Annotated in this window: 21 protein-coding genes and 1 pseudogene; 15 read left to right on the top strand and 7 right to left on the bottom strand. The window is 74.5% G+C overall.

The features are described 5' to 3' along the window. Positions 1-195: 195 nt before the first annotated feature. The 3 genes from ACZ5WK_RS06815 (at position 196) to thiE (ending at position 2,483) form a co-directional block, all read left to right on the top strand. On the top strand, positions 196-1,392 hold the full coding sequence (locus ACZ5WK_RS06815) for an NAD(P)/FAD-dependent oxidoreductase (protein ID WP_465545660.1): 1,197 nt from the start codon (positions 196-198) through the stop codon (positions 1,390-1,392). 75 nt (positions 1,393-1,467) lie between these two features. Then, on the top strand, positions 1,468-1,833 hold the full coding sequence (locus ACZ5WK_RS06820; RefSeq protein ID WP_396319394.1) for an Rv2175c family DNA-binding protein: 366 nt from the start codon (positions 1,468-1,470) through the stop codon (positions 1,831-1,833). Next, positions 1,833-2,483: a thiamine phosphate synthase gene (thiE, locus tag ACZ5WK_RS06825; RefSeq protein ID WP_465545663.1), complete on the top strand. Its 651-nt coding sequence runs from the start codon at positions 1,833-1,835 to the stop codon at positions 2,481-2,483. Before ACZ5WK_RS06820 ends, thiE begins: the two co-directional genes overlap by 1 nt. A gap of 61 nt (positions 2,484-2,544) precedes the next feature. Here the strand turns inward: thiE and ACZ5WK_RS06830 are convergent, their stop codons facing one another. Further along, a complete protein-coding gene (locus ACZ5WK_RS06830; protein WP_465545665.1) occupies positions 2,545-3,651 on the bottom strand; it encodes a polyprenyl synthetase family protein in 1,107 nt (368 codons plus the stop codon). A 186-nt stretch (positions 3,652-3,837) separates the two neighbouring features. On the opposite strand from ACZ5WK_RS06830, the gene metF reads away from it, so the two are divergent. Together metF and ACZ5WK_RS06840 are read left to right on the top strand one after the other, a co-directional pair. Further along, complete coding sequence (gene metF / locus ACZ5WK_RS06835) at positions 3,838-4,752, top strand: methylenetetrahydrofolate reductase [NAD(P)H] (protein ID WP_465545667.1); 915 nt, start codon at positions 3,838-3,840, stop codon at positions 4,750-4,752. A gap of 152 nt (positions 4,753-4,904) precedes the next feature. Beyond that, entirely contained in the window at positions 4,905-5,801 is an 897-nt protein-coding gene (locus ACZ5WK_RS06840) for a hypothetical protein (RefSeq protein ID WP_465545669.1), read from the top strand. A 56-nt stretch (positions 5,802-5,857) separates the two neighbouring features. Here the strand turns inward: ACZ5WK_RS06840 and ACZ5WK_RS06845 are convergent, their stop codons facing one another. Then, positions 5,858-7,357: a phytoene desaturase family protein gene (locus tag ACZ5WK_RS06845; RefSeq protein ID WP_465545671.1), complete on the bottom strand. Its 1,500-nt coding sequence runs from the start codon at positions 7,355-7,357 to the stop codon at positions 5,858-5,860. 10 nt (positions 7,358-7,367) lie between these two features. After that, positions 7,368-7,997: a DUF4126 domain-containing protein gene (locus ACZ5WK_RS06850; RefSeq protein ID WP_465545673.1), complete on the bottom strand. Its 630-nt coding sequence runs from the start codon at positions 7,995-7,997 to the stop codon at positions 7,368-7,370. 638 nt (positions 7,998-8,635) lie between these two features. Between ACZ5WK_RS06850 and ACZ5WK_RS06855 the strand changes: the two are divergent. The 3 genes and pseudogenes from ACZ5WK_RS06855 to ACZ5WK_RS06865 all read left to right on the top strand — a co-directional run bounded on the left by ACZ5WK_RS06855 (position 8,636) and on the right by ACZ5WK_RS06865 (position 10,776). After that, positions 8,636-9,150: pseudogene (locus ACZ5WK_RS06855) on the top strand (SAV_6107 family HEPN domain-containing protein). Positions 9,151-9,258: 108 nt separating this feature from the next. Next, on the top strand, positions 9,259-10,011 hold the full coding sequence (locus tag ACZ5WK_RS06860) for a methyltransferase domain-containing protein (protein ID WP_465545675.1): 753 nt from the start codon (positions 9,259-9,261) through the stop codon (positions 10,009-10,011). A gap of 375 nt (positions 10,012-10,386) precedes the next feature. Further along, positions 10,387-10,776: a DUF3040 domain-containing protein gene (locus ACZ5WK_RS06865; RefSeq protein ID WP_396319385.1), complete on the top strand. Its 390-nt coding sequence runs from the start codon at positions 10,387-10,389 to the stop codon at positions 10,774-10,776. Positions 10,777-10,866: 90 nt separating this feature from the next. Here ACZ5WK_RS06865 and ACZ5WK_RS06870 read toward each other — a convergent pair whose 3' ends face one another. The 4 genes from ACZ5WK_RS06870 to ACZ5WK_RS06885 all read right to left on the bottom strand — a co-directional run bounded on the left by ACZ5WK_RS06870 (position 10,867) and on the right by ACZ5WK_RS06885 (position 16,552). Next, on the bottom strand, positions 10,867-13,326 hold the full coding sequence (locus ACZ5WK_RS06870) for a transglutaminase TgpA family protein (protein ID WP_465545677.1): 2,460 nt from the start codon (positions 13,324-13,326) through the stop codon (positions 10,867-10,869). Then, on the bottom strand, positions 13,323-14,645 hold the full coding sequence (locus tag ACZ5WK_RS06875; RefSeq protein WP_465545679.1) for a DUF58 domain-containing protein: 1,323 nt from the start codon (positions 14,643-14,645) through the stop codon (positions 13,323-13,325). Before ACZ5WK_RS06875 ends, ACZ5WK_RS06870 begins: the two co-directional genes overlap by 4 nt. A gap of 1 nt (position 14,646) precedes the next feature. Further along, positions 14,647-15,612: an AAA family ATPase gene (locus ACZ5WK_RS06880; protein WP_465545944.1), complete on the bottom strand. Its 966-nt coding sequence runs from the start codon at positions 15,610-15,612 to the stop codon at positions 14,647-14,649. A gap of 397 nt (positions 15,613-16,009) precedes the next feature. Then, entirely contained in the window at positions 16,010-16,552 is a 543-nt protein-coding gene (locus ACZ5WK_RS06885; RefSeq protein WP_396319382.1) for a beta-class carbonic anhydrase, read from the bottom strand. 574 nt (positions 16,553-17,126) lie between these two features. On the opposite strand from ACZ5WK_RS06885, the gene rsmH reads away from it, so the two are divergent. From rsmH to murD, 7 genes are read left to right on the top strand one after another with little or no spacing between them, the layout of a single operon-like run. After that, the gene (gene rsmH, locus ACZ5WK_RS06890; protein ID WP_465545682.1) at positions 17,127-18,101 is read left to right on the top strand and encodes a 16S rRNA (cytosine(1402)-N(4))-methyltransferase RsmH; all 975 of its coding nucleotides are present in this window, start codon (positions 17,127-17,129) and stop codon (positions 18,099-18,101) included. Between the two features lie 36 nt (positions 18,102-18,137). Continuing rightward, positions 18,138-18,713, top strand: coding sequence for a cell division protein FtsL (ftsL, locus tag ACZ5WK_RS06895; protein WP_465545684.1), 576 nt, complete (start codon positions 18,138-18,140; stop codon positions 18,711-18,713). Positions 18,714-18,771: 58 nt separating this feature from the next. Further along, positions 18,772-21,030: a peptidoglycan D,D-transpeptidase FtsI family protein gene (locus tag ACZ5WK_RS06900; protein ID WP_465545686.1), complete on the top strand. Its 2,259-nt coding sequence runs from the start codon at positions 18,772-18,774 to the stop codon at positions 21,028-21,030. A gap of 6 nt (positions 21,031-21,036) precedes the next feature. Then, the gene (locus ACZ5WK_RS06905; RefSeq protein WP_465545688.1) at positions 21,037-22,689 is read left to right on the top strand and encodes a UDP-N-acetylmuramoyl-L-alanyl-D-glutamate--2,6-diaminopimelate ligase; all 1,653 of its coding nucleotides are present in this window, start codon (positions 21,037-21,039) and stop codon (positions 22,687-22,689) included. Next, positions 22,686-24,086 (top strand): UDP-N-acetylmuramoyl-tripeptide--D-alanyl-D-alanine ligase, encoded by a 1,401-nt coding sequence (locus ACZ5WK_RS06910; protein ID WP_465545690.1) that lies wholly within the window; start codon positions 22,686-22,688, stop codon positions 24,084-24,086. Before ACZ5WK_RS06905 ends, ACZ5WK_RS06910 begins: the two co-directional genes overlap by 4 nt. Beyond that, entirely contained in the window at positions 24,087-25,148 is a 1,062-nt protein-coding gene (gene mraY / locus ACZ5WK_RS06915) for a phospho-N-acetylmuramoyl-pentapeptide-transferase (RefSeq protein WP_396319373.1), read from the top strand. It abuts the gene before it with no gap. Continuing rightward, the gene (murD, locus tag ACZ5WK_RS06920) at positions 25,145-26,590 is read left to right on the top strand and encodes a UDP-N-acetylmuramoyl-L-alanine--D-glutamate ligase (protein ID WP_465545693.1); all 1,446 of its coding nucleotides are present in this window, start codon (positions 25,145-25,147) and stop codon (positions 26,588-26,590) included. Before mraY ends, murD begins: the two co-directional genes overlap by 4 nt. Positions 26,591-26,708: the final 118 nt, after the last annotated feature.

The following is a 26,708-nucleotide window of genomic DNA, read 5'->3' on the forward strand; positions in this document are numbered from 1 at the left end:
CGTACGAAGGGTGGGACGCGGGCGGCCGGGGCCCGAGCAGGCCGGGCGGCCGGCGGCGCCGAAGGCGCGCACGAGGGTGGGGCGGGAGTGGGCCGCGGGGCCGGGAGGAGCGGGAGTGGCCGGTGCTGCCGAGGGGCGGGTACGAAAGGTGGGACGCCCCCTGGCGCGCCCGGCGGGCGCCAGTACAGTGACGGCGTGGCAGAGCTGAGCGGGACGGATCAGGTGGTCGTGGTCGGGGCCGGGCTGGCCGGGGCGCAGTGCGCCTCGGGCCTGCGGCGGGGCGGCTGGCAGGGGCGGATCGTGCTGGTGGGCGACGAGCCGCACGCGCCCTACGACCGGCCGCCGCTCTCCAAGGAGGTGCTGCTCGGCAAGGCCGACGCCACCACCCTGGACATCGACTTCGCGCACCTCGGCATCGAGGTGCTCACCGGCCGCCGCGCCACCGGCCTCACCCCCGGCCTCCTGCACACCGACGGCGGCGACCTGCCGTACGCCGCCCTGGTGATCGCCACCGGCGCCACTCCGCGCGTCCTGCCCGGCGCCGAGCGCGCACACCTGCTGCACACCCTGGACGACGCGCTCGCCCTGCGCGCCCTGCTCCGCCCGGGCCTGCGCCTGGTGCTGGTCGGCGCGGGCTGGATCGGCGCCGAGGTCGCCACCGCCGCCCGCACGGCCGGCTGCGAGGTGACGGTCGTCGAGGCGGGCCCGGCGCCCGTCCCCGGCGCGCTGCCCACCGAGATCGGCCGGGCGATGGCCGCCTGGTACGCCGAGGCCGGGGTCGAGCTGCGCTGCGGCGCCGCCGTCGCTGCCGTCGAGCCGGGGGCGGTGCTGCTGGCGGACGGCTCGCACCTGCCGGCCGACGAGGTGGTTGTCGGCATCGGCGCCCGCCCGGCGACGGACTGGCTGGCCGGCTCGGGCGTCGAGCTGGACGCGGCCGGCGCCGTCCTGGTGGACGAGCGGCTGCGCACCGGCCTGCCCGGCGTCTACGCGGCCGGCGACTGCGCGAGCTACCCCTCCGCCCGGACGGGCGGCCGGCTCACCGTCCAGCACTGGGACCACGCGCTGCAGTCCGGCGAGGCCGCGGCCGCCGCGGTGCTCGGCGCGGACGCCCCGTACGACCCGGTGCCGTACTTCTGGTCGGAGCAGTTCGGCCGGATGGTCCAGTACGTCGGCCGGCACGGCGACGGCGACGAGCTGGTCTGGCGCGGCTCTCCGGCGGACCCGACCTGGGCCGTGCTCTGGCTGCGCGACGGCGCGCTGCGGGCCCTGCTCACCGTCGACCGCCCACGCGACCTCACCCAGGGCCGCCGGCTGGTCGAACGCGCCACGGTGCTGGACCGGGCCCGGGCCGCGGACCCGGCGGTACCGCTCAAGTCGGCCGCCGCGGGGTAGCGCCGGGGGCCGCTGGACGAGCCCCCGGGCGGCCGGCTGGTGCGCGGCGGGCCGCGGAGGTGGCAGTCTGGTGGCGTGAGTGAGATCGAAAGCAAGATTGAAGCCCTGGTCCCCGAGTGGATGTACCTGCCCGACATTTCGGAGCAGTGGGGGGTCCGGGTCACCGAGGTGCGTGACCTGGTCAAGAACGGCGGGCTGATCGCGATCCGGCGAGGCCCGAACAGGTCGCTGCAGGTGCCGGCGGCGTTCATCGACGGCCCGGGCCTGGTCAAGCACCTGTCCGGCACCCTGACCGTCCTGCGCGACTGCGGGTACAACGACGTGGAGATCCTGGAGTGGCTCTTCACCGAGGACCCGTCGCTGCCGGGCAGCCCGATCCAGGCGCTCCGGGAGAACCGCGGCACCGAGGTGAAGCGCCGCGCCCAGGCGATGCTGATCTGATGGCCGCGGAAACGCTGCGCCGGCGGCTCGCCGACGCCCGGCTCTACCTGTGCACCGACGCCCGGCGTGAGCAGGGCGACCTCGCCGAGTTCCTGGACGCGGCGCTGGCCGGTGGGGTGGACATCGTCCAGCTCCGTGACAAGGGGCTGGAGGCCAAGCAGGAGCTGGCGGCGCTGGAGGTCTTCGCCGACGCCTGCCGCCGGCACGGCAAGCTGCTCTCGGTCAACGACCGCGCCGACGTCGCGCACGCCGCCCGCCCCGAGGTGCTGCACCTCGGCCAGGACGACCTGCCGGTGGCGGCCGCCCGGGCGATCCTCGGCGAGGACGTGCTGATCGGCCGTTCCTGCCACGCCGAGGCCGAGGTGGACGCGGCGATCGCCGAGCCCGGCGTGGACTACTTCTGCACCGGCCCGGTCTGGCCCACCCCGACCAAGCCCGGCCGCCACGCGCCCGGCCTCGGCCTGGTCTCGTACGCGGCCGGGCGGGCCACCGACCGGCCGTGGTTCGCCATCGGCGGCATCGACCTCGGCAACCTGGACGAGGTGCTCGCGGCCGGTGCGAGCCGGGTCGTCGTGGTGCGCGCCATCACCGCCGCGGAGGACCCGCAGGCGGCCGCCGCCGCGCTCGCCCGGCGGCTGCGCCAGGCCTGACGCCGCAGACGTACGGACGCACAGACGCCGGACGAGGCCGCCGCCGCGCCCCGGGTACTCCTCAGTACTTGCGGACGGTGGCGGCCTCGGCCAGCGCCAGCAGCACCTCGCGGGCCCGTCCGTCGGCCAGCGGTGCGGCCTCCAGCGCGGTCAGCGACTGCCGCATCAGCTCCTCGATCCGCCGCTCCACCAGCTCGGGCGCGCCGCTGCGCCCGACCAGGGCCCGCAGCCGGGCCACCTCCTCGGGCGCGAGGTCCGGCGCACCGAGGCGCTCGTCCAGGTGGCGGGCGTCGGCGGCGGACAGCCCGCGCATCGCGTGCGCGACCAGCAGGGTCCGCTTGCCCTCGCGCAGGTCGTCCCCGGCGGGCTTGCCGGTGACCGCCGGGTCGCCGAAGACGCCGAGCAGATCATCCCGGAGCTGGAACGCCTCGCCCAGCGGCAGGCCGAACGCCCCGTACGCCTCGACCAGTTCCGGCCGCGCCCCGGCCAGCAGCGCGCCGACCTGGAGCGGCCGCTCGATCGTGTACTTGGCCGACTTGTAGTGCAGCACCGTCTGCGCCCGGTCCAGCGCGCCCGGGTCGGTGGAGTCACCGGCGACCGGCTCCAGCACGTCCAGGTACTGGCCGACCATGACCTCGGTGCGCATCAGGTCGAACATCGGCTTGGCGGCCAGCACCGCCGCCGGGTCCAGGCCCGAGCGCAGGAACAGCTCGTCGCACCAGATCAGCAGCAGGTCGCCGAGCAGCACCGCGGCCGAGGCGCCGTACTGCTCGCGGTCGCCGCGCCAGCCGCTGTCGCGGTGCAGGGCCTCGAAGCGGCGGTGGACCGAGGGCAGGCCGCGGCGGGTGTCGCTGCGGTCCATCAGGTCGTCGTGGACCAGCGCGCTCGCCTGGAGGAGCTCCAGGGCGGCCGCCGCGTTGGCGATGCCCTCGCCGGCCGCCGGGCCGCCGGCGCCGCGCCAGCCCCAGTAGCAGAACGCCGGGCGCAGTCGCTTCCCGCCGTCCAGCAGGAAGTCGCGCAGCGCCTCGACCGCGGGCGCCAGCTGCGGGGAGATCTTCCCGAGCAGGGCCGCCTGGCCGTCCATGAAGCCGGCGAGGGCCGCGTTGACGCGCCCGCGCACGTCCTCCACGTCAATGGGGTTGGCCGGCCGGTTGCTGGACGAGGTCACGATGAGGCTCCGGGAGTTTGGCAGGGGGTGCAGCAAGCCTAGCCGGGCGGCCGGGAACAGCTGTACGGACGAGCCTCCGGGGCCTCCCGGAGCGGCGGGGCCGGGAAGCGGAATACCGTCCACCACTTGTCTCAATTGGTGGGACCGAGTTGTCCGTGCCCTTCGACCGACGGTTAACCTGCCAGCATGGCACTCGGCGTCGCTTCCACCAGAACAGACCGCGCGCTGACGGTCCGCGAGCTTCTGGCGGCCGGCAAGCGATCCTTCTCCTTCGAGTTCATGCCCCCGCGCACCGAGGTCGGCGAACAGCGTCTCTGGGACGCCATCCGCCGGCTCGAACCGCTCGACCCCAACTTCGTCTGCATGACGTACGGGGCCGGCGGCTCCTCGCGCGAGCGCACCGTCAACATGGTCGGCCGGATCGCCACCGAGACCACGCTGACGCCGGTCGCCCACCTGACCGCCGTCGACCACTCGATCGCCGAGCTGCGCAACATCATCGGCCAGTACGCCGACCAGGGCGTACGCAACGTCCTCGCGGTGCGCGGCGACCCGCCCGGCGACCCGATGGGCGAGTGGGTGAAGCACCCGCAGGGGGTCACCTACGCGTACGAGCTGGTGGAGCTGATCAAGGGCATCGGCGACTTCTGCGTGGGCGTGGCCGCCTCGCCGAACATGCACCCGCGCTCGACCGACTGGGACGAGGACATCCGCCACTTCGTGGCGAAGATCCGCTCCGGGGCCGACTACGCGATCACCCAGATGTTCTTCGAGGTCGACGACTACCTGCGGCTGCGCGACCGGGTCGCGGCGGCCGGCTGCGAGACGCCGATCATCCCGGAGATCATGCCGGTCACCAACGCCAAGCAGCTGGACCGGTTCCCGCAGCTGAGCGGTTCGGCCTTCCCGGCCGAGCTGGAGGCCCGGCTGCGCGCGGCCATCGACGACCCGGCCGCCCTGCGCGAGGTCGGCATGGAGCACGCCACCGCGATGTCCGAGCGGCTGCTCGCGGAGGGCGCCCCCGGCCTGCACTTCATCACGCTCAACCACTCGACCGCGACCCTGGAGATCTACCAGAACCTCGGTCTGCACCAGCGCTGAGCTGCGCCGCCGGCCCGGCCGGGCCGGCGGCCGGCGGCACCCCGCACGGGCGGGAGCCGCCGGGAACGCGATGCGGTACCCCGGCCGTTGAACCGGTACAGTCGCCGCACACGCGCGGCGCGCGCGGGCACGCGACTGGAGGTAGCGGGCGGATGGGCATCGGATACCTGCTGCTGTACGCCGCGTTGGCGGTGGTGGCGCTCTGGCTGGTCGCCGAGCTGCTGCTGCAGAACCGCGCCCCGGTGCACTGGCGGGCCCTGGCCCTGGCCGGCTTCCTCGGGGTGCCCGCCGGGATGGCGCTCGGCTCGGTCGTGGTGATCGGCGCCGGCGCGGCCCTCTTCGCGCTCGGCCAGACCCTCGTCACCCTCTCCGTGAAGCGCGGCTACGCCGCCGGCTGGTCGCTGCGCAGCGCCGACGGCGGCCTGCCCGGCCCGCTCGCCAAGGTGCCGCTGCTCGGAGCGCTGACCGGCGGGGCGGTGGTGGCCACCGCGGTGGCGGTCGACCGGATCGGCACGGTCAGCGCGGTCGAGGAGAGCAGCCCCGAGCCGGCACCGGCCGCCGAGGACGCCCCCGCCGTCGAGCAGACCGCCGCCTTCGAGATGCAGGAGCTCGCCGCGGACGGCGTCTACGCGCCCGGGTACTACGAGCAGCAGGTGCAGCAGCCGCAGCAGGCCCAGCCGGACCCGTACGCCGAGGCCTACCAGGCCGGCTACGACGCCCCGCAGCAGCAGGCCTGGGACCAGAACGTCCAGCAACAGCAGCAGTGGCAGACCCAGCAGCAGCCGGCCTTCGCCTACGACCAGGGCTACGGCGGCTACCAGCAGCAGGCCGTCCAGCCGGACCAGTACGCGGCCTACCAGCAGCAGCCCGACGCCTACGGCACGTACCAGCAGCAGCCCGACCCGTACGGCTACGACCAGCAGGCGCAGCACGCGCAGCAGGCCCAGCAGCAGTGGCAGCCCGAGCAGCAGCCGCAGCAGGGCATCCCGCAGCAGCCGGTCTACGAGTACGGCTACCAGCAGCAGAACACCTGGCAGCAGCAGGGCTGAGCCGGGCGCGGCGCCGCAGAGGGAGTCGGCCGGGCCGGTTCCCCCGCGCGGCGCGCTCAGGCCGGGCCGATGAGGTTGGCCGCGATGCAGGCCGACATGCCGACCCGGGCCAGCCCGCCGCCGGGGTGGGCGGCGCCGCCGATCAGGTAGAGGCCGGGGACGGGTGACTCGTTGGCGGACTGCAGGAAGTTCCCGCCCTGCCCGGCCAGCGCGGGGCGGGGGACGGCTCCCATGAACGCGCCGGTTTCCCGGCGGGTGTCCTCGGGCGTGCGCACCACTCGCCACAGCACCCGCTCGCGCAGGCCGAGCCCGGCCGCGTCGACGTGGTCCAGCAGCCGGTCGGCGTAGCGGTCGGCCAGGCCGGGCTCCGTCCAGTCGACATCGCCCTGCCCCGGCACGGTCACGGTGAGGACGACGCTCTCGTGGTCGTCGTCCGGGCGCAGCGAGGAGTCGTCGGGTCGCAGGACCTGCACCGTCGGGTGCTCGCAGGGCTGGGCGCCAAGGGTGAGCGCGTTCCACTCGGCCGCCGGCTCGGCGGCGTGGACCACGGTGCGGTGCGGGGTGCCGTCCGGCCGCGCCCCGCGCAGCGCGAGCAGCACGACGAAGCGGCCGTTCGGCTGCTCGTAGTGCCCCCACTCGGCGGGGTCGCCGCCGTCCGGCCACTCGGCGATGCGCCGGCTGAACAACGACCAGGCGTCCATCGAGGAGACCACCACGTCGGCGTCGATCCGGCCGGCCGTGGTGTCGACGCCGCAGGCGCGGCCGTCCTTGGTGGCCACCGCGATGACCTCGGTGTCGAAGCGGAAGTCCACGGCGCGCAGTTCGCAGCGCCGGTACACCGCGTCGGCCAGCGCGCGGAGGCCGCCCTTGACATACCAGACGCCGAAGGACTGCTCCATGTACGGCAGCACGGTGGCGCTCGCCGGGGCCGTGTCCGGGTGGAGGCCGAAGCGCAGCGCGTACTCGGACAGCAGGGCGGTCAGGGCCGGGTGGCCACCGAGCTCCTGGGCGGCCACACCGGTGAGCGTCCGGGGCCGCGGGCGGAGGAGCCTGGCCAGGCCCTTGCGGGGCGGGCCGGGGTACGGGTCGGTGTGCAGCGGTGCGGGGTCGGCCGGGAGCGGCTCCTCCAGCAGCGGGCGGCGGGTCGCCTCCCAGACCGTGCGGCCGTGGTTCATCACCTCGGCCCAGCGGGCGCCCCAACCGGCGCCGAACGTGGCGTCCAGCGCCTGGATGACGCCGCCGCGGGAGGCGTTCGGCAGCGTCAGGTCGGTGCCGTCGGGGAAGACGTGCCGGCTCTCCGGGTCGACCGGGGCCAGCCCGACCAGCTGCTCCAGCGCCTCCTTGCCGGTCTTCAGAGCGAGGTCGCGGTAGACGGCGGGGAGGGTGAGCAGCCCGGGGCCGGTGTCGAAGGCGAAGCCGTCCCGCTCGTACCGGCCGACCATGCCGCCGTACGTCCCGCTCGCCTCGCAGACCGTCACCCGGTGTCCGAGGGTCGCCAGCCGGGAGGCCGCCGCGAGCCCGCTCATTCCTGCGCCGATGATGACGATCCTTGCCATGGCCCGCATCCTATGACCGCAGGACGGACGCCTCCTCCGCCGGTCGGGCGCCGGCCGCGCGGGCGGCCTTGCGCTCGCGGCGGCGGGCCCGGAACCGCCGGATGCGGTTGATCGCGAACCAGACCATGAGCAGGCCGGCGATCAGCAGGACTGCGGCGACCGAGGCGGCCAGCCACGGATGGAAGATCGCCAGGGTGACCAGGCCGGCCACCGAGAGGTCCTCGGCCAGGCTGACCACGATGTTGCTGGCGGGCTCGGGCGAGGTGTTGACCGCCATTCGCAGCGAGGCCTTCACCAGATGGCTGACCAGCGCCGTGGCACCACCCATCGCCCCTGCCGCGACCTCGGGCAGCGAGCCCGGGTCGGTGCTCGCGATCAGCGCGCCCACGGTGGCCCCCGCGATCGGGCGGATCACCGTGTGGACGGTGTCCCAGAGGCTGTCCACGTACGGGATCTTGTCGGCCACCGCCTCCAGCAGGAACAGCACGGCCGCTGCGGCCAGCACGTCGGTGCGCTCCAGTGCGGGCGGCACCGAGTCGGCCCCGGCGAACCGGCCCAGCAGGCCGAGCAGCAGCACCACCGCGTACGCGTTGATCCCGCTCGCCAGACCGCTGGTGAAGATCAGCGGAACGATCGTCATCCGTTCCCTCCCTCGGAGTGCCGCCGGGATCCGCCCGGCTCGCCGTACCGTACCGGGACGCCGGGCGGGAGCCCTCCGGTTCCCTCCCCGGGCGGGCTGAGTACGGATACTCAGACGCACGGTTGAGTAGCTGAGCGGATGGCCTCCGACCTGCGGAGACGGGAGAGTGGTGGCACCGGGTCGGCGGCGCGTCGGGCACTGCGGGCCCGGGACGGCGGACAGGTGCCGTCCGCCGGCCACGGGGGCCGGCGGACGACACCGGCGGGTCCGCACCGGAGCCGGTCGTAGGCCGCGCACCGCCGACACGGGGCGGCGGAGCGGGGTCAGGGGGGACCGGTGACCCGGGGGGCTCCGAAGCGCCGCCGGTGGGGGGACGGCGCTCCGGCGGGTGCGGGGCGGTGGGACGCGGGCCGGCGGGGGAGCGGCCGGCGACCGCCGCCCGCACGCATGTCCTGCCCGGAGCAGGCGTGCGACGCCTCGGGGCCGCATTGTCAGTGGTCCCGTTCACGATGGAGACGCACGGATCATCCGGCCCGTGCGCTGCCTCGGAACGGGGGAGACCATGACCATCAGCCGGCCTGAGCCCGTCACCGCCCGCCTCCACCTCGCCGCCCACCGGCCGGGCACCCACCAGCCGGGTGCCGACCGGCCCGGCGCCCACCTTCCCGCCGGCGGGGACGTCCACCCGGTGCTGCGCCGGGTCGCCGCCCCGCCCGCCGCGCTCGACCTGCTCGCCGACGCCCACCGCACCCTCACCCGCTCCCGCGCCCTGGAGGACCCGCTGGAGCGGTACGCCGCCGCCCACCTCGCCGCGCTGCGCACCGTCGCGGCGGTGCTCGCCGTCCGGGGCCGGCCGGAGAAGAGCCCCCGGCGGCGCCGGGCGATCCGCAGCGCCTGGGAGGTGTTGCCCGAGGTCGCACCCGAACTCGCCGAGTGGGCGGTGTACTTCGCGGCCGGCGCCCGCCGCCGGGCCGCCGCCGAGGCCGGGATCAGGGGTGCCGCCTCGGCCCGAGACGCCGACGACCTGATCCGCAACTCCGCGCTCTTCCTCCGGCTGGTCGAGCGGCTGCTCGGCCTGCACCCGGCACCGCCCGCCCCCCGGCTCCCGCCGGACGACGCCGGAGGCCCCCACGACCCGGGCGCCCGGCGGTGACCGGCCACCGCCCGGCGGCGCGGCCCGGCGGCCCGCAGCGGCCCGGCCGCCCGCCCGGACTAAGGTGGAGGCGTCCTGATCGATCTGCACGTGCCAAGGAGTCCCACCTTGTACCCGACGCGTCCCCGCAGCGCCCTGCGTACCGCCGTGGTGTGGGAGGTGGTGCGGGCAGCCCTGGAGAAGCGGGCGGCCGAGCTGGACCAGCCGGTGCTCGACGTGGTCGACACCGGTGGCGGCACCGGCAACTTCGCCGTGCCGGTCGCCCGGCTCGGGCACCGGGTCACCGTGGTCGACCCGAGCCCCGACGCGCTGTTCGCGCTGGAGCGCCGGGCCGCCGAGGCCGGTGTGACCGACCTGGTCCGCGCCGTCCAGGGTGACACCCAGACGCTGCCCGACCTGGTCGCGCCCGGCACCGTCGACGCGGTGCTCTGCCACGGCGTGCTGGAGGTCGTGGACGACCCGGCCGACGCGCTCGGCAGCCTGGCCGGGACCTTGCGCCGCGGCGGCTTCGTCAGCCTGCTGGCCGCCAACCGCAACGGCGCCGTGCTGGCCCGCGCGCTCGGGGGCCACTTCAACGACGCGCGGACGGTGCTGGAGGCCTCCGACGGTCGCTGGGGCGAGGCCGACCCGATGCCGCGCCGCTTCACCGGCGAGGAGCTCGACCGGCTCGCCGTCGGCGCGGGCCTGCGGGTGGACTCGGTGCACGGCGTGCGGGTCTTCGCCGACCTGGTGCCGGGCGTCCTGGTCGACGCCGAGCCGGGCGCGCTGGAGGCGCTGCTCAAGCTGGAGGAGGCCGCCGCCGGGCAGCCCGCCTTCCACGCCGTGGCGACCCAGCTGCACCTGCTGGCCACCCTGGCCTGACCCGGGCGGTCGGCACCGTTCGCCGACCCGTCTCACCCCTCTTCTCCTCCCCTCTCCTCCGAAGCTCCCCAGGTCCCGGCCGATTCCACCCGGTCGGGCACTTGTCCGGGCCTCACCGCGTTGAGCCCAGTGCGGCCCGGACGGCCCGGAGTGGCCCGGCCCACGCGTGGCCGACCACCCCGTAACGGGCCCGTGGACCGTATGATCTGGGTAAAGCCGGAAAGCATGACAGCCGGATGCATGGGGCATATGGACGACACGGGCCCGGGCCCCCGCACAGGCGTCCGACCGCATGTTCTCAAGGCTGATTGGACTTGCCTCCCCGACCGGGGCGGCGGACCGGTCGCACCCGCGACCGACGAGTAGGAGGACTCCGTGCCGCTCTCGGAGCACGAGCAGCGACTGCTCGACCAGATGGAGCGAGCGCTGTATGCCGAAGATCCCAAATTCGCGTCGGCGCTTGAGGGAACCGGGCTGCGCACCCACACCCGTCGACGGGTCTATCTGGCCGTCGGCGGCTTCGTGGTGGGCATCGGCCTGTTGATGGGCGGCATGGTCGTCCCCGACCAGATCTGGGTCAGTGTCGTCGGGTTCCTGGTGATGCTCGGGTGTGCGGTCTTCGCCGTGACGGGCTGGCGCCGTGGTCCGGCCGGCCAGACCTCCGGGCCCCGTCCGGCCGCTGCTCCGCGCCGCAAGGCGGGGATGATGGACCGGGTCGAGCAACGCTGGCAGCGCCGCCGGGACGAGCAGACCGGCGGTTTCTGAGCCTCCGGGCACGAGGCCTGCGGGTACCACCGCACGAACGCCGCGAGGGCGGGCAGTCGATCCGACTGCCCGCCCTCGGCGTGTCCGGTCTCAGGACTCGGTGCCGTCCGGGCCACCCGTACCGCCCCGGCGTCGCAGCCGGCCCCAGGCCCGGCGGACCGGACCGGTGACCGTGCCGGCCGCCCGGGCCATCCGGTCGCGCACCGTGAGCCGCGCGGCCAGCACGGCGTCGGAGACCTTCCACCAGAGCTGGGCCGAGGACGGCGGCAGCAGCACCGCCCTGGTCCGCCCGGCCCGGCCGGCGCCGGCCCGCAGCCCGTCCCGGGCGGTCCGGACGTCCGCCGCCACCGGGGCCGACACCTGGGCGGAGCGGGCGTAGAGCACCCGCTCGGTGGCCAGCGCCACCCGGCCGGCGGCGGCCGCTGAGGCCTCGTCCAGTTCGGCGGCCTCGGAGATCCGGCGGGCGGTCGCGCGCGGCGTGCGCGACTCGTCCGGCTGGATGCCGATGTCCCAGGCGGAGTCGATCAGCTCGTCCCAGGCGGCCAGCACCTGCTCGTCGGTCGGCTCCGCGGGGCCGTCAGCGCCGGGCCGCCGCCGCCCGCCCGCGCCGAGCCGGCGGCGGCGCAGCAGCGTCCGCCAGAGCATCGGGGTGAGCAGCAGCGCGACCAGCACCAGGACGCCGGCCAAGGCGGCCAGCACCTGCCAGGAGAGCAGCCAGGACTCGTCCTGGGCGCCGGTGGCGCTCTTCTTCTGGTCCCCGCACTCGCCCATGCGTCGCAGCTTCGCGTCGCAGTCGCTGCTGCTGGAGGGCACCGCGACCGGCCCGCTGCTCTGCGCGGCGGCGGTGGGCGCGGTGCTCGGCGCGGTGGTGGCCGCGGGGAGCGGCTCGGTGTAACGGGGCGCCACACCGCGGCCCTTGGTGGGCTCGAAGCGCGTCCAGCCGAAGCCCTCGAAGTACAGCTCGGGCCAGGCGTGGTACATCAGCCCGTTGACCGAGTACCGGTCGTTGCCCTTGCTTTCGCCCGGGGTGAAGCCGACCGCGACCCGGGCCGGGATGCCCAGGGTGCGGGCCATCGCCGCCATGGTGGAGGCGAAGTGCACGCAGAAGCCCTTGCGGTTGCGCAGGAACTCCACGATCGCGTCGTTGCCGGTGCCGGCCTTGATGTCGGTGCGGTAGCTGAAGTCGGGGCCGGTGAACCAGTCCTGCAGCGCCAGCGCCTTGTCGTACGGGGTGGGCGCCTTCCTGGTGACCGCCTCGGCCTGCTGCCGGACCACCGGCGGGAGGTCCTTGGGCAGGTCGGTGTAGTGCCCGGCGATCTGCGGACGGGCGGGCAGCGCCTGGCGCAGCTCCTCGGCGGTGGGCCGGACGTCGTACGCGGTGACCTGGTAGTGCAGGCCCTTGATCGCCTTGTCCTTGGTCGGCTGGACGGTCCCGGTGAGGGTGTCCACTTTCCAGTTGCCGGGGACGGGGACGGTGGCGTTCTTGGCGGGGTAGGGCATCGGCAGCCAGGCGGAGTCCAGCTTCTCGGAGACCTGGAAGTCGCCCTGGACCGCCGGGACCTCGAGGTTGCCGAGCCCCTCGGGGGCGGCGAAGGAGCCCTTGAAGTCGGTGGTGCCGGGATTGCTGAGCTTCCACGCGGTGCCGTCGAACGAGTCCAGCGAACCGGTGCGCAGGTAGGCGTTGTCCGCCAGGCTGCTGTCCATCCGGTAGGTGAGCAGCTCGATGTCGCTGGGCTTGGTCAGCGCGGACTCCAGGGTGACCAGCGGGTCGAGGCTGGAGACACCCCCGGTGCCGGTGCCGCCGTTGGAGGCGCCGTTGGAGCCGGTGTGGATCAGCCCGCCGTCCCAGTGCGGCAGGAACACCGGCACCAGCAGGGCCAGCGCCAGCGCCAGGACGCCGATCCGCTGGCCGCTCAGGCTGAGCGTGCCGGAGCCCTCGGCTCCGCGCGAGGTGCCGCGGAAGACCCGGCCCCAGCGGGAGACCCGGTCCTGGCCCTCGGCGAAGAGCAGCACCAGGTAGCCGGCGGAGGCGAGCCCGAACCAGACCCAGCTGCCGTGGTCACCGGCCAGGCCGTTGCCGACCGAGTAGAGCGCCAGCAGCGGCAGCCCGGCCAGCGCCGAGCGCCGGTACGTCACCGCGACGGTGTCCACCATGATGGCGATCAGCCCGACGGACGCGACGAGGATCAGCCGCAGGCCCGGCTCGGGCGGCGCCGGGATGGCGTACTGCCGGATGTCGTCCAGCCCGCGGCCGAGGACGCTGCTGAGGGTGTGCACCGACTCGGGGCCGGGCAGCACGCCGCCGAACTTGTTGGTGGCGCTCGCGAAGCCGACCAGCAGCAGCACGAACAGGACGAGCAGCTGCCCGAGCGGCACCGTCCAGCGGTAGAAGGGCGTCCGGCGCAGGCCCGCGCCGGCCAGCGCGATCACGGTGATCACCAGGAGGGCGTGGGCGATCCAGCTCCTGCCGGTGAGCAGCGGGGTGAGGCAGAGCGCGGCCAGGGCGGTGGCCAGCGCCGAGTACACGGTCAGTTTGGCCCGGGTGGTCACGCGCCGGCCTCTTCTCGGTAGGGGGAGGGCGACTCGGTCCGGTCGGCGGCCTGCCACAGCTCGGGGACGGAGTCCCCGGCGCGCACCGGGAGCACCGTCCAGCCGGCCTCCCGCAGCTGCCGGACCCGGTCTCGGAACTCGTCCCCGCCGGTTTCGGGCGCGAGCATCCGCAGACCGGACCAGGTGCCGGTGTCGAGCAGGAAGGCCACGGCGCCGCCGGTGCGGTTGCGCAGCCGGGCCAGCCGGGCGGTCTGCGCCTCGTCCAGCTCGCCGAGGACGGCGACCAGCAGGCCCTCGCCGGCGGTGCGCAGCGGCTCCTCGGCGCGGGAGAGCCCGCCGCCGTCGGAGAGGTCGACCACCGCGAGCGCGTCCAGGATCAGGCCGGAGGATTCGGCGGCGGTGTTGCCGCCGCCGGCGGCCGGGCCGGGGACGCAGTGACCGGTGTCGGTGAGCAGGCGGGTCTGGTAGCCGCGCTCCAGCAGGTGGACGGCGACCGAGGCGGCGCAGCTGACCGCCCACTCGAAGGAGGAGGCGGGGCCGCTGCCGCGGTGGCCGGCGTCCCGGGTGTCGAGCAGCACGGTGGCGCGGGCCTTCTGCGGCTGTTCCTCGCGGCGGACCATCAGCTCGCCGTACCGGGCGGTGGACTTCCAGTGCACCCGGCGCAGGTCGTCGCCGTGCCGGTACTCGCGCAGGATGACGTCGTCGTCGCCGGCCAGCGCCAGGGTGCGGGTGCGGCTCTCGCCCTGGCCGGTCCACTCGCCCTTGAGCCGCACGAGCGGCAGGTTCTGGACCTGCGGCACCACGGTGAGGACGTCGGAGGCGGCGAAGGAACGGTTCAGCTCGCACATCCCGAACGGGTCGGAGAGCCGCAGCTGGAGCGGCCCGAGCGGGTAGCGGCCGCGCAGGTCGGAGCGGACCCGGTAGGACACCTCGCGGTTCCCGCGCGGTTCGACCCGGTCCAGCACGAACCGCGGGCGCGGCCCGAGCACGTACGGGACCTTGTCCTCCAGCAGCAACAGGCCGGTGGGCACCCGGGAGACGTTGTCCACCCGCAGGTGGACCCGGGCCTCCTGCCCGGCCACGGCCCGGCGCGGGGAGAGCCGGCGGCCGCTGGCCACCCGGTAGCGGGTGTTGGCCAGCAGCAGGGCGGCGGCCAGCGGCAGGGCCGCGAGCAGCACGCCGACGCGCAGCAGCGCGTCCTGGTCGAGCAGGTAGGAGCAGACCACCGCGGTGGCCCCGGCGGCGAGGAAGGAGCGGCCCCGGGTGGTGAGGCCGCGCAGGCCGGCGCGCAGGCCCGACGGTGCGTCGGACGGCCCCACCTCAGCCCCTCCGGACGGCCGGGCCGCCCTGCGGGCGCGGCAGCGGCAGCCGGGCGACGAGGTCGGTCACGATCTGCTCGGACGTGCGGCGGCTGAGCTGGGTCTCGGCGGTCGGCATCAGACGGTGGGCGAGCACCGGGACGGCCAGCCGCTGGATGTCGTCCGGGGTGACGTAGTCGCGCCCGTCCAGCGCGGCGGCGGCGCGGGCGGCCCGCACCAGGTGCAGGGTGGCGCGCGGCGAGGCGCCCAGGCGCAGCTCGTGGGTGGTCCGGGTGGCACCGACCAGGTCGACGGCGTAGCGCCGGACGGGGTCGGCGATGTGCACGGTGCGCACCAGCTCGATCAGCTTGAGGATGTCGGCGGCGTGTGCGACCGGCTGGAGGTCTTCCAGGGGGCTGGCGCCGGCGTGCACGTCGAGCATGGCGAGCTCGGCCTCGGGGCTCGGGTAGCCCATCGAGATCCGGGCCATGAAGCGGTCCCGCTGGGCCTCCGGGAGGGGGTAGGTGCCCTCCATCTCGACCGGGTTCTGGGTGGCCACGACCATGAACGGCGACGGCAGCTCGTAGCTGGTGCCGTCGATGGTGACCTGGCGCTCCTCCATCGACTCCAGCAGGGCGGACTGGGTCTTCGGCGAGGCCCGGTTGATCTCGTCGCCGACCACGATCTGGGCGAAGATCGCGCCCGGGCGGAACTCGAAGTCACGCTGGTGCTGGTCGAAGATATTGGTGCCGGTGACGTCCGAGGGCAGCAGGTCGGGCGTGAACTGGATGCGCCGCACGGTGCAGTCGACGGACCGGGCCAGCGCCTTGGCCAGCATGGTCTTGCCGACGCCGGGCACGTCCTCCAGCAGCAGGTGGCCCTCGGCGAGCAGCACGGTCAGGGCGATCCGGACGGCCTCCGGCTTGCCCTCGATGACGCTCTCGATGTTGGTCCGCACCCGGTCCACGACGGCGGCGAGCTCGGGCAGGCCGACCCGGTGGTACCCGGGCGTCCGCTGATCGCCCCCCGTACGACCTTCGAGACCGGCCTGATCGTTGTAGCTCGTCACCCGTACGCTCCCTGGCACGCTGCGCCCGCCTCACCCCGAGGCCGGCCCCCACCCCTGCTTGACGCGGCCCCTCCGGGAGCGGTTCCGTGGGGGATCCGGTGCCGGGGTGCGGCCTGCGGCCTGGCCGCCCCAGGTGGTTCGGGGTCAGACCGGCAGGCGCATTCTCCCCCGGGCGGTGGCCAGAAGTCACCATCTCACCGGGAAGCACCGGGTCGCGCGCCGGGGAAGCGGGTACGCGGGTGCCACGGGAACGCCGCGGAGGGCCCGGACGGCGCTGGCCGGGCCGACGGCGGCGCTGGGGGAACGGGGGAGAGGGTCAGGAGATCTCGCGGAGCAGCCCGGTGTGGACGTCGAAGACGAAGCCGCGTACGTCGTCGGTGTGCAGCAGGAACGGCGAGGTACGGACCCGCTGCATGGACTGCCGGACGTCGCCGTCGAGGTCGACGAAGGACTCCACCGCCCACTGCGGGCGCTGGCCGACCTCCAGTTCCAGCTCGCGCCGGAAGTCCTCGGTGAGGCCGAGCAGGCCGCAGCCGGTGTGGTGGATCAGTGCGACCGAGCGGGTGCCGAGGGCGCGCTGGCTGATGGTGAGCGAGCGGATGGTGTCGTCGGTGACGACACCACCGGCGTTACGGAGCACGTGTGCGTCGCCGAGTTCGAGCCCGAGGGCGGCGAACAGGTCGAGCCGGGCGTCCATGCAGGCCACCACGGCGACCTTCTGGACCGGGCGGGCGTCCATGCCGCCGTCGCGGAAGGTCACCGCGTACTCGCGGTTGGCCGCGACGAAGCGGTCGATGATGTCGGGACCTGTGGAGTCGGCAGCGGCGGTCGGCGTGGGCCGGTCGGGGGTCACTGTCATATCGGAGACGTTAGTGCGATTCTCCCGTCCGTGGTGGAGTCGGGGGCTACAGAGCGGGCGGCTGTGATCGAGTGCATATCCACAATCCGCAGGCCCCGGGGGCCGTTCCGGCCCGATTTGTCCGCTCCTCGCACGGGAGCCGGCCCGGCCGGGGGGCGCGTGGAGCCGCCGCGCGACCGCGGGCGGCCGCGCCCGCAGCTCGCCGGAACGGCTGCGACCTGCGGTGATCCGTACCGCCGCCCGGGTGGTGCGCCGGAGCGGGCCATTGACTGGCGGGGTCCGCGCGATAGAGTTGCGGCGCAGTGGAGCACACCCGCCGGAGCCCGTCAACCGGGCCTTTCCGGCCGGTGCGGCGGCCGACGCGGCCCGTGGCCTCCACCCGCTCCGTGCCACCTGGCGCACCTTCCCCGGTGCCGGGCGGTCACGACCTTCTCCAGAGCGGGCGGGGACCACGGGCCGCGTCCCTGGCCGGGCCGGCTCCCCCCAGGCGCCGGTTCCGGCACGCAGTGGGCCAAAATGGTCGGAGCTCCCGGACATCGGGCTGCTCCGCACCGAGGAAGGGCGCCCACCGCGCATGAGCACCAACGAACCGGCTTCCAAGCACGTCCCCGTGATGCTGCAGCGGTGCATGGACGCGCTGGCCCCGGCGATCTCGCAGCCGGGCGCCGTGGTGGTGGACGCCACCCTCGGCCTCGGCGGGCACAGTGAGGCCCTGCTGACCCAGTTCCCGGAGGTCCGGCTGGTCGCGGTGGACCGCGACCCGGCGGCGCTGAAGCTCTCCGGCGAGCGGCTGGCCCCGTTCGGCGACCGGGCCACCCTGGTGCACGCCGTCTACGACGAGATCCCCGAGGTGCTGGAGCGTCTCGACATCCCCCGGGTGCAGGGCATCCTGTTCGACCTCGGCGTCTCCTCGATGCAGCTGGACGAGGCCGAGCGCGGCTTCGCCTACTCCCAGGACGCCCCGCTGGACATGCGGATGGACCAGACCCGGGGCCTGAGCGCGGCCGAGGTGCTCAACACCTACACCCACGGCCAGCTGGCCCGGATCCTGAAGGTCTACGGCGAGGAGCGGTTCGCCGGGAAGATCGCCTCGGTGATCGTGCGCGAGCGCGAGAAGGAACCGTTCACCACCAGCGCGCGTCTGGTCGAGTTGGTGCGCAACGCCATCCCGGCCGCCACCCGTCGTACCGGCGGGAACCCGGCCAAGCGCACCTTCCAGGCGCTGCGGATCGAGGTCAACGGCGAGCTGGAGGTGCTGGACCGGGCGATCCCGGGCGCGCTGGACGCCCTGGCGCTGGGCGGGCGGATCGTCGTGATGTCCTACCAGTCGCTGGAGGACCGTCTGGTCAAGCAGTACCTCGCCGCCGGAGCGACCAGCACCGCCCCGCCGGGGCTGCCGTTCGTCCCGGAGGAGCACCAGCCCTGGCTGAAGCTGATCACCCGCGGTGCCGAACTGGCCACCGAGGAGGAGATCGAGGAGAACCGGCGCGCCGCGCCCGTGCGGCTGCGGGTGGCGGAGAGGATCAGGGACCGAAGCACCCGGGGCTGACCAGGTCGGGGCGGTCGGAAGGGCGGAGGAGAAAGCGTGGGGCCGGTGGCCGGAGGCGGGGCGGGGGGCGCGGTGCTCCCCGGGCAGGGCGGCAGGGCGCGGATCACGGTCCGCCCCGGGCGGCGCCCGGTACGGGGGCGGACGCCGTTCGCGGTCCTGGTGGTCGTCCTGCTCGCGGCCGGGCTGCTCGGCCTGCTGGCGTTGAACACCGCGCTCAACGAGGGCTCCTTCGAACTCTCCCGGCTCCAGCGGCAGACCACCGTGCTCACCGACGAGCAGCAGGGCCTCCAGCACCAGATCGACCAGAACTCCGCGCCGGACGCGCTGGCGCGCCGGGCCGCCGAGCTGGGCATGGTGCCGGCCGGCGGGATGGCCTTCCTGGACGTCCCGAACGGCGGCAAGGTGCTCGGCACGCCCGGCCCGGCCCAGGACGGCCAGCCGGTGAAACGGTCCACCGCCGAACCGTGGCCCGGGAACCCGCAGCCCTCGCCGGGCGCCCAGCCGGGCACCGCCGCGCCGACGGCCCCCGCGGCCGGCGGCGACACCACCGTCCAGATCAACCCCGCCGCGCCGCAGCCGGCGCCGACCGCGACCGGGGGTGCGGGCCGATGAGCGAGCGAAACGACCGGAAGGTGCGCGAAGCGCTCGCCGGGTGCAGCGAGGTGGGCGCATGAGTACGCCGCGACAGCCGTCCGGGGGCGGCGGCACCGGCCGTCCCCGGCCCGCCGCCAAGGGCGCCGCGCCGCGCCAGGCCCCGCGCGCCCAGCCCGGCAAGGCGCAGTCCGGCAAGGCACAGCCCGGCCGGTCCCAGCCCGCCAGGCAGCAGCCGGCCAAGCCGCAGCCCGCACGGTCGCAGCAGCCCCCGAAGGCCCAGCCGGCCAAGCAGCCGGCCAAGCAGCCGGCCAAGGCCCAGCCGGCCCGGAACCCCCAGGGCAAGGCGCCCCGGACGCCGCAGCAGCGCCGCCCGGAGGCCCGCCCGCCGGTCCGCGGCCAGGCGGCCGGCCGGCCGCGTCCGAAGTCCCGCCCGCCGCAGCACCCGCGGCCCAAGCCGATCCGGCTGGCCGACTCGCGCCGCCGGCTCCGGGTGGTCACCGTGGCGCTCTCCCTGGTGTTCTCGGTCTTCGCCGGCCGCCTGGTCCAGCTCCAGCTGCTGGACTCCGACGCGCTGGCCGCCGACGCCAACACCAACCGCTACCTGGACATCCCGATCACCGCCGAGCGCGGCTCGATAACGTCCGCCGACGGCGTGGCGCTGGCCACCACCGTCGACGCGTACGACATCACCGCCGACCCGGCCATGTTCACCCCGGGCTCGGCCGGCATCCCCGACGCACCCGAGCAGGCGGCCGCGCTGCTCGCGCCGATCCTCGGCCTGCCCAAGGAGAAGATCGCCGCCGACCTGCACACCCCCAAGAGCCGCTACAAGCGGCTCGCCGCCCGGCAGACCCCCGACGTCAAGAACCAGATCAGCGACCTCAAGTCGACGCTGGAGAAGCAGGCCAACTCCCGGGCCTGCGTGGCCCAGCGGCGCCTGCTGAACAAGCCCGCCGAGGAGGGCGGGCGGAGCAGGGTGGACAACGAGTGCTTCAACCCGCTGGGCGGGGTCTTCAACCGGGACACCCAGAAGCGCGTCTACCCCTCGGACGGGCTGGCCGCCAACGTGGTCGGCTTCGTCAACGCGGAGGGCGAGGGCGCCGGCGGCCTGGAGTCGCAGTACCAGAAGGTGCTGGCCGGCAAGGACGGCCACAGCAGCTACGCCCAGTCCGGCGGCCGCTTGGTGCCGACCGCAGGGGGCTCGCTGGACCCGGCCGTGCCCGGCACCGACCTGCGGCTGACCGTCAACCGGGACATCCAGTGGGCGGCCCAGCGCGCCATCACCGACCAGGTCGCCAACGCCGGGGCGGAGAAGGGCTACGTCGTCGTCCAGGACGTGAAGACCGGCCAGGTCCTGGCGATGGCCACCTCACCCGGCTTCAACCCCAACGACCTGAGCAGCGCCAAGTCCTCCCAGCTCGGCAACGCAGCCCTGCAGGACGCGTACGAGCCCGGCTCCACCGCCAAGCTGATGACCATGGCCGCCGTGCTGGACACCGGCAAGGCCACCTGGGACACCAAGGTGACCGTCCCGTACCCGCTGGTCCGCGGCGACGTGGCGTTCAAGGACGACGTCGAGCACCCGACCTGGTACCTGACCCTGGCCGGGGTGCTCGCCAAGTCCTCCAACATCGGCACCATCGAGGCCGCCCAGACGCTCGGCGCGACCCAGCCCGAGGCCAACCAGGTGCTCTACGACTACCTGCGCAAGTTCGGCATCGGCCAGCAGACCGGCCTGGGCTTCCCCGGCGAGACCGCCGGCCTGCTCGACAAGCCGGAGGACTGGAAGGCGTCCAAGCAGTACACCATCCCGTTCGGCCAGGGCCTGTCGGTCAACGCCCTGCAGGCGACCTCGGTCTTCTCCACCATCGCCAACGGCGGGGTGCGGGTCACGCCCAGCATCGTCCAGGGCACCACCGCGCCGGACGGCCGGTACACCCCGGCCGCGCCCGGGGCGGAGTCCCGGGTGGTCAGCGAGCAGACCGCGAAGACGCTCACCGAGATGCTGGAGTCGGTCGTCACCGACGAGCAGGGCACCGGCGGGAAGGCGGCCATCCCCGGCTACCGGGTGGCCGGGAAGACCGGCACCGCCAACCGGGTGGACCCGAAGACCGGCGGCTACCGCGGGTACACCGCGTCGTTCATCGGTTTCGCCCCGGCCGACCAGCCGCGGGTCACCGTCTCCTGCGTCATCCAGGACCCGGTCAACGGCCACTTCGGCGGCCAGCTCTGCGGGCCGGTGTTCAAACAGGTGATGGAGTTCACCCTGAAGACCCTGCAGGTCCCGCCGAGCGGCAGCGAGGCACCCAACCTGCCCGTCGAGTGGAAGCCGTGATCGACCATGAGCGACCAGCGGGCCGGGCGGGACGACGGCACGGCGCAGGCCCGGTTTGGCCCTGGGCACCCTTCGGCGGATAGCCTTCCCGCCGTGCCGAAACCCGATCAAACCACCGTGACTCCGCCCCGCCCCGCCCGGGCCGAGGCCCAGCCGCTCGCCGAGCTGGCCCGTCTGCTCGGCCTCGCGCCGGTCGAGGGGGGCCTCGTCACCGGCGTCACCCACGACTCCCGCGCGGTGCGCCCGGGCGATGTGTACGTGGCCTTCCCCGGCGCCAACCACCACGGCGCGGCCTTCGCGGCCCAGGCCGCCGAGGCGGGCGCGGTGGCCCTGCTCACCGACCCGGCCGGCGCGGAGCTGGCGGCCGGTACCGGCCTGCCGCTGCTGGTGGTCGACCGGCCGCGGGCCCGGATGGGCGAGCTGGCCGCCGCGGTCTACGGCCGGCCCTCCGAGCGGCTGCTGATGATCGGGCTGACCGGTACCAACGGCAAGACCACCACCTCCTACCTGGTCGAGGGCGGCCTGCGCGGCGCCGGGCGCAGCCCCGGCGTGATCGGCACCGTCGAGATGCGGGTCGGCAGCGAGCGGATCAAGAGCGAGCGGACCACCCCCGAGGCCACCGACCTGCACGCGATCCTCGCCGTCATGGGCGAGCGCGGTGCGGACGCGGTGACCATGGAGGTCTCCAGCCACGCGCTGGTCTTCGGCCGCACCGACGGCGTGGTCTACGACGTCGCGCTGTTCAACAACCTCACCCCCGAGCACCTCGACTTCCACCCGGACATGGAGGACTACTTCCAGGCGAAGGCCCGGCTGTTCCAGCCCGGCAAGTCCCGCCGCGGGGTGGTCAACGTGGACGACCCGTACGGGCGCCGGCTGGTGGCCGAGGCGAAGATCCCGGTCACCTCCTTCTCCGCCACCGGCGCGCCCGAGGCCCACTGGCGGGCGGTGGACGTCCAGCTCGGCCCGGTCGGCTCGACCTTCCGGGTGCTCGGCCCCGACGGCGCCGCGGCCGACGCGGCCGTCCCGCTGCCCGGCCCGTTCAACGTCGCCAACGCGCTGGCCGCGATCACCCTGCTGGTCACCGCCGGGCTGCCGTTGGAGCAGGCCGTCGCCGGGATCGCCGCCGTGCCCGGGGTGCCGGGCCGGCTGGAGCGGGTCGACGCCGGGCAGCCGTTCGTGGCGGTGGTCGACTACGCCCACAAGCCGGACGCGCTGGAGGCCGTCCTCGGCTCGCTGCGCGAGGTCACCAAGGGCCGGCTGCACGTGGTGGTCGGCTGCGGCGGCGACCGCGATCCGCACAAGCGCGCCCCGATGGGCGCCATCGCCGCCCGCCTGGCCGACAACGCCGTGCTGACCAGCGACAACCCGCGCAGCGAGGATCCGCTGGCGATCCTCGCCACCATGCTGACCGGCGCCGCCTCGGTGCCCGAGGCCGAGCGCGGCGCCGTTCTGGTGGTGCCCGACCGCGCCGAGGCGATCCACCTCGCGGTGGCCCGCGCCCAGGCCGGCGACACCGTGCTGGTGGCCGGCAAGGGCCACGAGCTCGGCCAGTACGTACGAGACGAGATCCGCCCCTTCGACGACCGGGAGGTGCTGCGCGAATCCATCACGCAGACCACGGCCGCCCGGGGCACCGGAGGAGTAGAGCAGCCGTGATCGCACTGACCCTCGCCGAGGTGGCCGCAGCAGTCGGGGGCACCCTGGACGGCGCCGACCCCGACACCCCGGTGACCGGCCCGGTCGAGGTCGACTCCCGCAAGGTGCGCCCCGGCGGCCTCTTCGCCGCCTTCGTCGGCGAGCGCGTGGACGGCCACGAGTACGCCCGGACGGCGGTCGAGGCCGGCGCCGTGGCCGTGCTCGCCTCCCGCCCGGTCGGCGTACCCGCCGTCCTGGTCGACAGCGTGGTCGACGCGCTGGGCAAGCTGGCCCGCGCCGTGGTCGCCCGGGCCGAGGCCACGACCGTGGTCGCGCTGACCGGCTCGGCCGGCAAGACCAGCACCAAGGACCTGATCGCCCAGCTGCTCCAGCGGCACGGCGAGACCGTCTACCCGCCCGGCTCGCTCAACAACGAGATCGGCCACCCGATGACCGCGCTGCGGGTCGAGGCCGGCACCCGGCACCTGGTGATGGAGATGGGCGCCCGGCACAAGGGCGACATCGAGTACCTCACCTCGATCACCCCGCCCCGGATCGGTCTGGTGCTGAACGTCGGCACCGCGCACGTCGGCGAGTTCGGCTCCCAGGAGGCGATCGCCGAGGCCAAGGGCGAGCTGGTCGAGGCGCTGCCCGCGGACGGCGCGGCGATCCTCAACGCCGACGACCGCCTGGTGCGCGCGATGGCCTCCCGGACCAAGGCCAGGGTGGTCCTCTTCGGGGAGTCCCCGGACGCCCATGTCCGGGCACAGGATGTTCGCCTGGACTCCACCGGACGGCCATCGTTCACACTGATCACCCCGGCCGGTTCCGCACCCGTGCACCTGCGCCTGTACGGTGAGCACCACGTCTCGAACGCCCTCGCCGCCGCTGCGGTGGCGGTGGAGCTCGGGATGTCCGTCGACGACACCGCCGAAGCACTGAGCGAGGCGGGTGCGCTGTCCCGCTGGCGCATGGAGGTCGTCGACCGGGCCGATGGTGTCACCGTCGTCAACGACGCCTACAACGCGAACCCCGACTCGATGCGGGCCGCGCTGCGGGCGCTGGTCTCGATGGGGGGGCGTGGCCCGGAGCGCCGCCGGACCTGGGCGGTGCTCGGCGAGATGCGGGAGCTCGGCGAGGAGAGCCTGGCCGAGCACGACGCCATCGGGCGGCTCGCGGTACGGCTGGACGTCACCAAGCTGGTGGCGGTCGGCGGGCGCGAGGCGGCCTGCATGGAACTGGGCGCGAGGAACGAAGGTTCGTGGGGTGAGGAGTCGGTGCTGGTGTCCGACGCGGACGCGGCGGTCGAGCTGCTGCGCAGTCAGCTGCTGCCCGGGGATGTGGTCCTGGTGAAGGCCTCCCGTTCGGTGGGGCTGGAGAAGGTTGCCGAGGCTCTTCTCGCGGACGGTGCTGCGTAAATGAAGCAGATCCTCTTCTCCGGCATGATCGGTCTGATCCTGTCGCTGCTCGGCACGCCGGCCCTGATCAAGCTTCTCGCCCGGCACGGCTACGGCCAGTACATCCGCGACGACGGCCCCAAGGCGCACCACAGCAAGAAGGGCACGCCCACGATGGGCGGCATCGCCTTCATCCTGGCGACGCTCATCGCCTACTTCGCCACCAAGGCGATAACGGGCGAAAGCCCCACGATCTCCGGGCTGCTGGTGCTGTTCCTGACGGTCGGCCTGGGCCTGGTCGGCTTCCTGGACGACTACATCAAGGTCGTCAAGCGCCGCTCGCTCGGCCTGCGGGCCAAGGCGAAGCTGGTCGGCCAGTCGGCGGTGGCGCTCGCCTTCGCCGGTCTGGCGATGCAGTTCGCCGACGACCGGGGGCTCACGCCGGCCTCCGACCACCTGTCCTTCGTCCGGGACTTCAAGTGGTCCATCGGGCCGGTGCTGTTCGTCATCTTCGCGTACTTCATGATCGCCGCGATGTCGAACGGCGTGAACCTGACGGACGGTCTGGACGGTCTGGCCACCGGCGCCTCGGTGATGGTCTTCGGCGCCTACACCTTCATCGGTGTCTGGGAGTACGGCCAGAGCTGCGCGTACACGATCTCCGCCACCGCCAACTGCTACGACGTCCGCGACCCGCTGGACCTCGCCGTCGTCGCCGCCGCCCTGATGGGCTCCTGCTTCGGCTTCCTCTGGTGGAACACCTCGCCCGCCAAGATCTTCATGGGTGACACCGGCTCGCTCGCCCTCGGCGGCGCCCTGGCCGGCCTGGCGATCTGCTCCCGCACCGAGCTGCTGCTCGCGCTGCTCGGCGGCCTCTACGTGATCATCACCCTCTCGGTGATCATCCAGGTCGGCTCCTTCCGGATGACCGGCAAGCGCGTCTTCAAGATGGCCCCGCTGCAGCACCACTTCGAACTCAAGGGCTGGACCGAGGTCCTGATCGTGGTCCGGTTCTGGATCATCCAGGGCCTCTGCGTGGCCGTCGGACTCGGCCTCTTCTACGCGGGATGGGTGACCGGATGACCAACCCCGACTGGGCCGGACTGCCGGTCGCCGTCGCCGGCCTCGGCGTCTCCGGGATCAGCGCCGCCCGCGTCCTGCACGGCCTCGGGGCCCGCGTCACCGTCGTGGACGGCGGCTCCGGCGAGGGCCTGCAGGCCCGCGCCGCCGAGCTCCGCGCGCAGGGCATCACCGTCCGCCTCGGCGACGGCGACAGCCTGCCCGAGGGCACCCGGCTGGTCGTCACCTCGCCCGGCTGGCCGCCCAGCAGCCCGCTGTTCGCCGCCGCCGGCGCAGCCGGCGTCGAGGTCTGGGGCGACGTCGAACTGGCCTGGCGCCTGCGCAAGCCGCTGCCGTCCACCGGCGAGCCCGCCCCCTGGCTGGCCGTCACCGGCACCAACGGCAAGACCACCACCGTCCAGATGCTCGCCTCGATCCTCGCCGCCGCCGGCAAGCGCACCGCCGCCGTCGGCAACGTCGGGGTCTCGGTGCTGGACGCGGTGCTCGCCGAGGAGCCGTACGACGTGCTCGCGGTCGAGCTCTCCAGCTACCAGCTGCACTGGGCGCCCTCGCTGCGCCCGTACTCGGCCGCCGTCCTCAACCTGGCGCCGGACCACCTGGACTGGCACGGCTCGATGGAGGCGTACGCCGCCGACAAGGGCCGGATCTACGAGGGCAACGTCGTCGCCTGCGTGTACAACCTGGCCGACCCGGCCACCGAGGAGCTGGTCCGCGAGGCCGACGTCGAGGAGGGCTGCCGCGCCGTCGGCTTCGGCCTCGGCGCGCCCGGCCTGTCGAACTTCGGCGTGGTCGACGGCCTGCTGGTGGACCGCGCCTTCGTGGCGGACCGGGCCAAGAACGCCGCCGAGCTGGGCTCGGTCGAGGACGTCAACCCGCCGGCCCCGCACAACATCGCCAACGCGCTCGCCGCCGCCGCCCTCGCCCGGGCGTACGGGGTCGACCCGAAGGCCGTCCGCGAGGGGCTGCGGGCCTTCCGCCCGGACGCCCACCGGATCGCCGAGGTCGGTGTGGTCGACGGCGTCACGTACATCGACGACTCCAAGGCCACCAACACCCACGCCGCCGCGGCCTCGCTGGCCTCGTACCGGCCGATCGTCTGGATCGCCGGCGGCCTGGCCAAGGGTGCCACCTTCGACGACCTCGTCCAGGGCGCGGCCGAGCGGCTGCGCGGCGTGGTGCTGATCGGCGAGGACCGCGCGCTGGTCCGGGAGGCGCTGGCACGACACGCGCCGGATGTCCCGGTGATCGAGGCGGCCGAGGGCCAGACTGGCGCGGTGGCGATGACCGAGGTGGTCCGCGCGGCCACCTCGCTCGCCCAATCGGGTGACACCGTGCTGCTGGCGCCGGCCTGCGCCTCGATGGACATGTTCACCAACTACGGCGAGCGCGGCGACCTCTTCGCGGCGGCGGTCCGGCGGCTGGAAGGCACCTGGGGCACGCCCTAGGGCGGGAGGAACACCCTCGGCCGGGGCACGCCTCGCGGCCCTTCGGCTCGCGAGGCGCAAGAAGAGGAGAGCAGGGGCGTGGTGGCGGGGCAGGGCAGGGCGGGCGGTACCGGTGCGC

The sequence above is a fragment of the Kitasatospora sp. NPDC032757 genome (assembly GCF_055579305.1).

Bases quoted from the DNA above. Each gene is read 5' to 3' on its own strand.
- thiE (WP_465545663.1), top strand. From the start codon at position 1,833: ATGGCCGCGGAAACGCTGCGCCGGCGGCTCGCCGACGCCCGGCTCTAC.
- metF (WP_465545667.1), top strand. From the start codon at position 3,838: ATGGCACTCGGCGTCGCTTCCACCAGAACAGACCGCGCGCTGACGGTC.
- ACZ5WK_RS06840 (WP_465545669.1), top strand. From the start codon at position 4,905: ATGGGCATCGGATACCTGCTGCTGTACGCCGCGTTGGCGGTGGTGGCG.
- ACZ5WK_RS06845 (WP_465545671.1), bottom strand. From the start codon at position 7,357: ATGGCAAGGATCGTCATCATCGGCGCAGGAATGAGCGGGCTCGCGGCG.
- ACZ5WK_RS06850 (WP_465545673.1), bottom strand. From the start codon at position 7,997: ATGACGATCGTTCCGCTGATCTTCACCAGCGGTCTGGCGAGCGGGATC.
- ACZ5WK_RS06885 (WP_396319382.1), bottom strand. From the start codon at position 16,552: ATGACAGTGACCCCCGACCGGCCCACGCCGACCGCCGCTGCCGACTCC.
- rsmH (WP_465545682.1), top strand. From the start codon at position 17,127: ATGAGCACCAACGAACCGGCTTCCAAGCACGTCCCCGTGATGCTGCAG.
- ACZ5WK_RS06900 (WP_465545686.1), top strand. From the start codon at position 18,772: ATGAGTACGCCGCGACAGCCGTCCGGGGGCGGCGGCACCGGCCGTCCC.
- ACZ5WK_RS06905 (WP_465545688.1), top strand. From the start codon at position 21,037: ATGAGCGACCAGCGGGCCGGGCGGGACGACGGCACGGCGCAGGCCCGG.
- mraY (WP_396319373.1), top strand. From the start codon at position 24,087: ATGAAGCAGATCCTCTTCTCCGGCATGATCGGTCTGATCCTGTCGCTG.
- murD (WP_465545693.1), top strand. From the start codon at position 25,145: ATGACCAACCCCGACTGGGCCGGACTGCCGGTCGCCGTCGCCGGCCTC.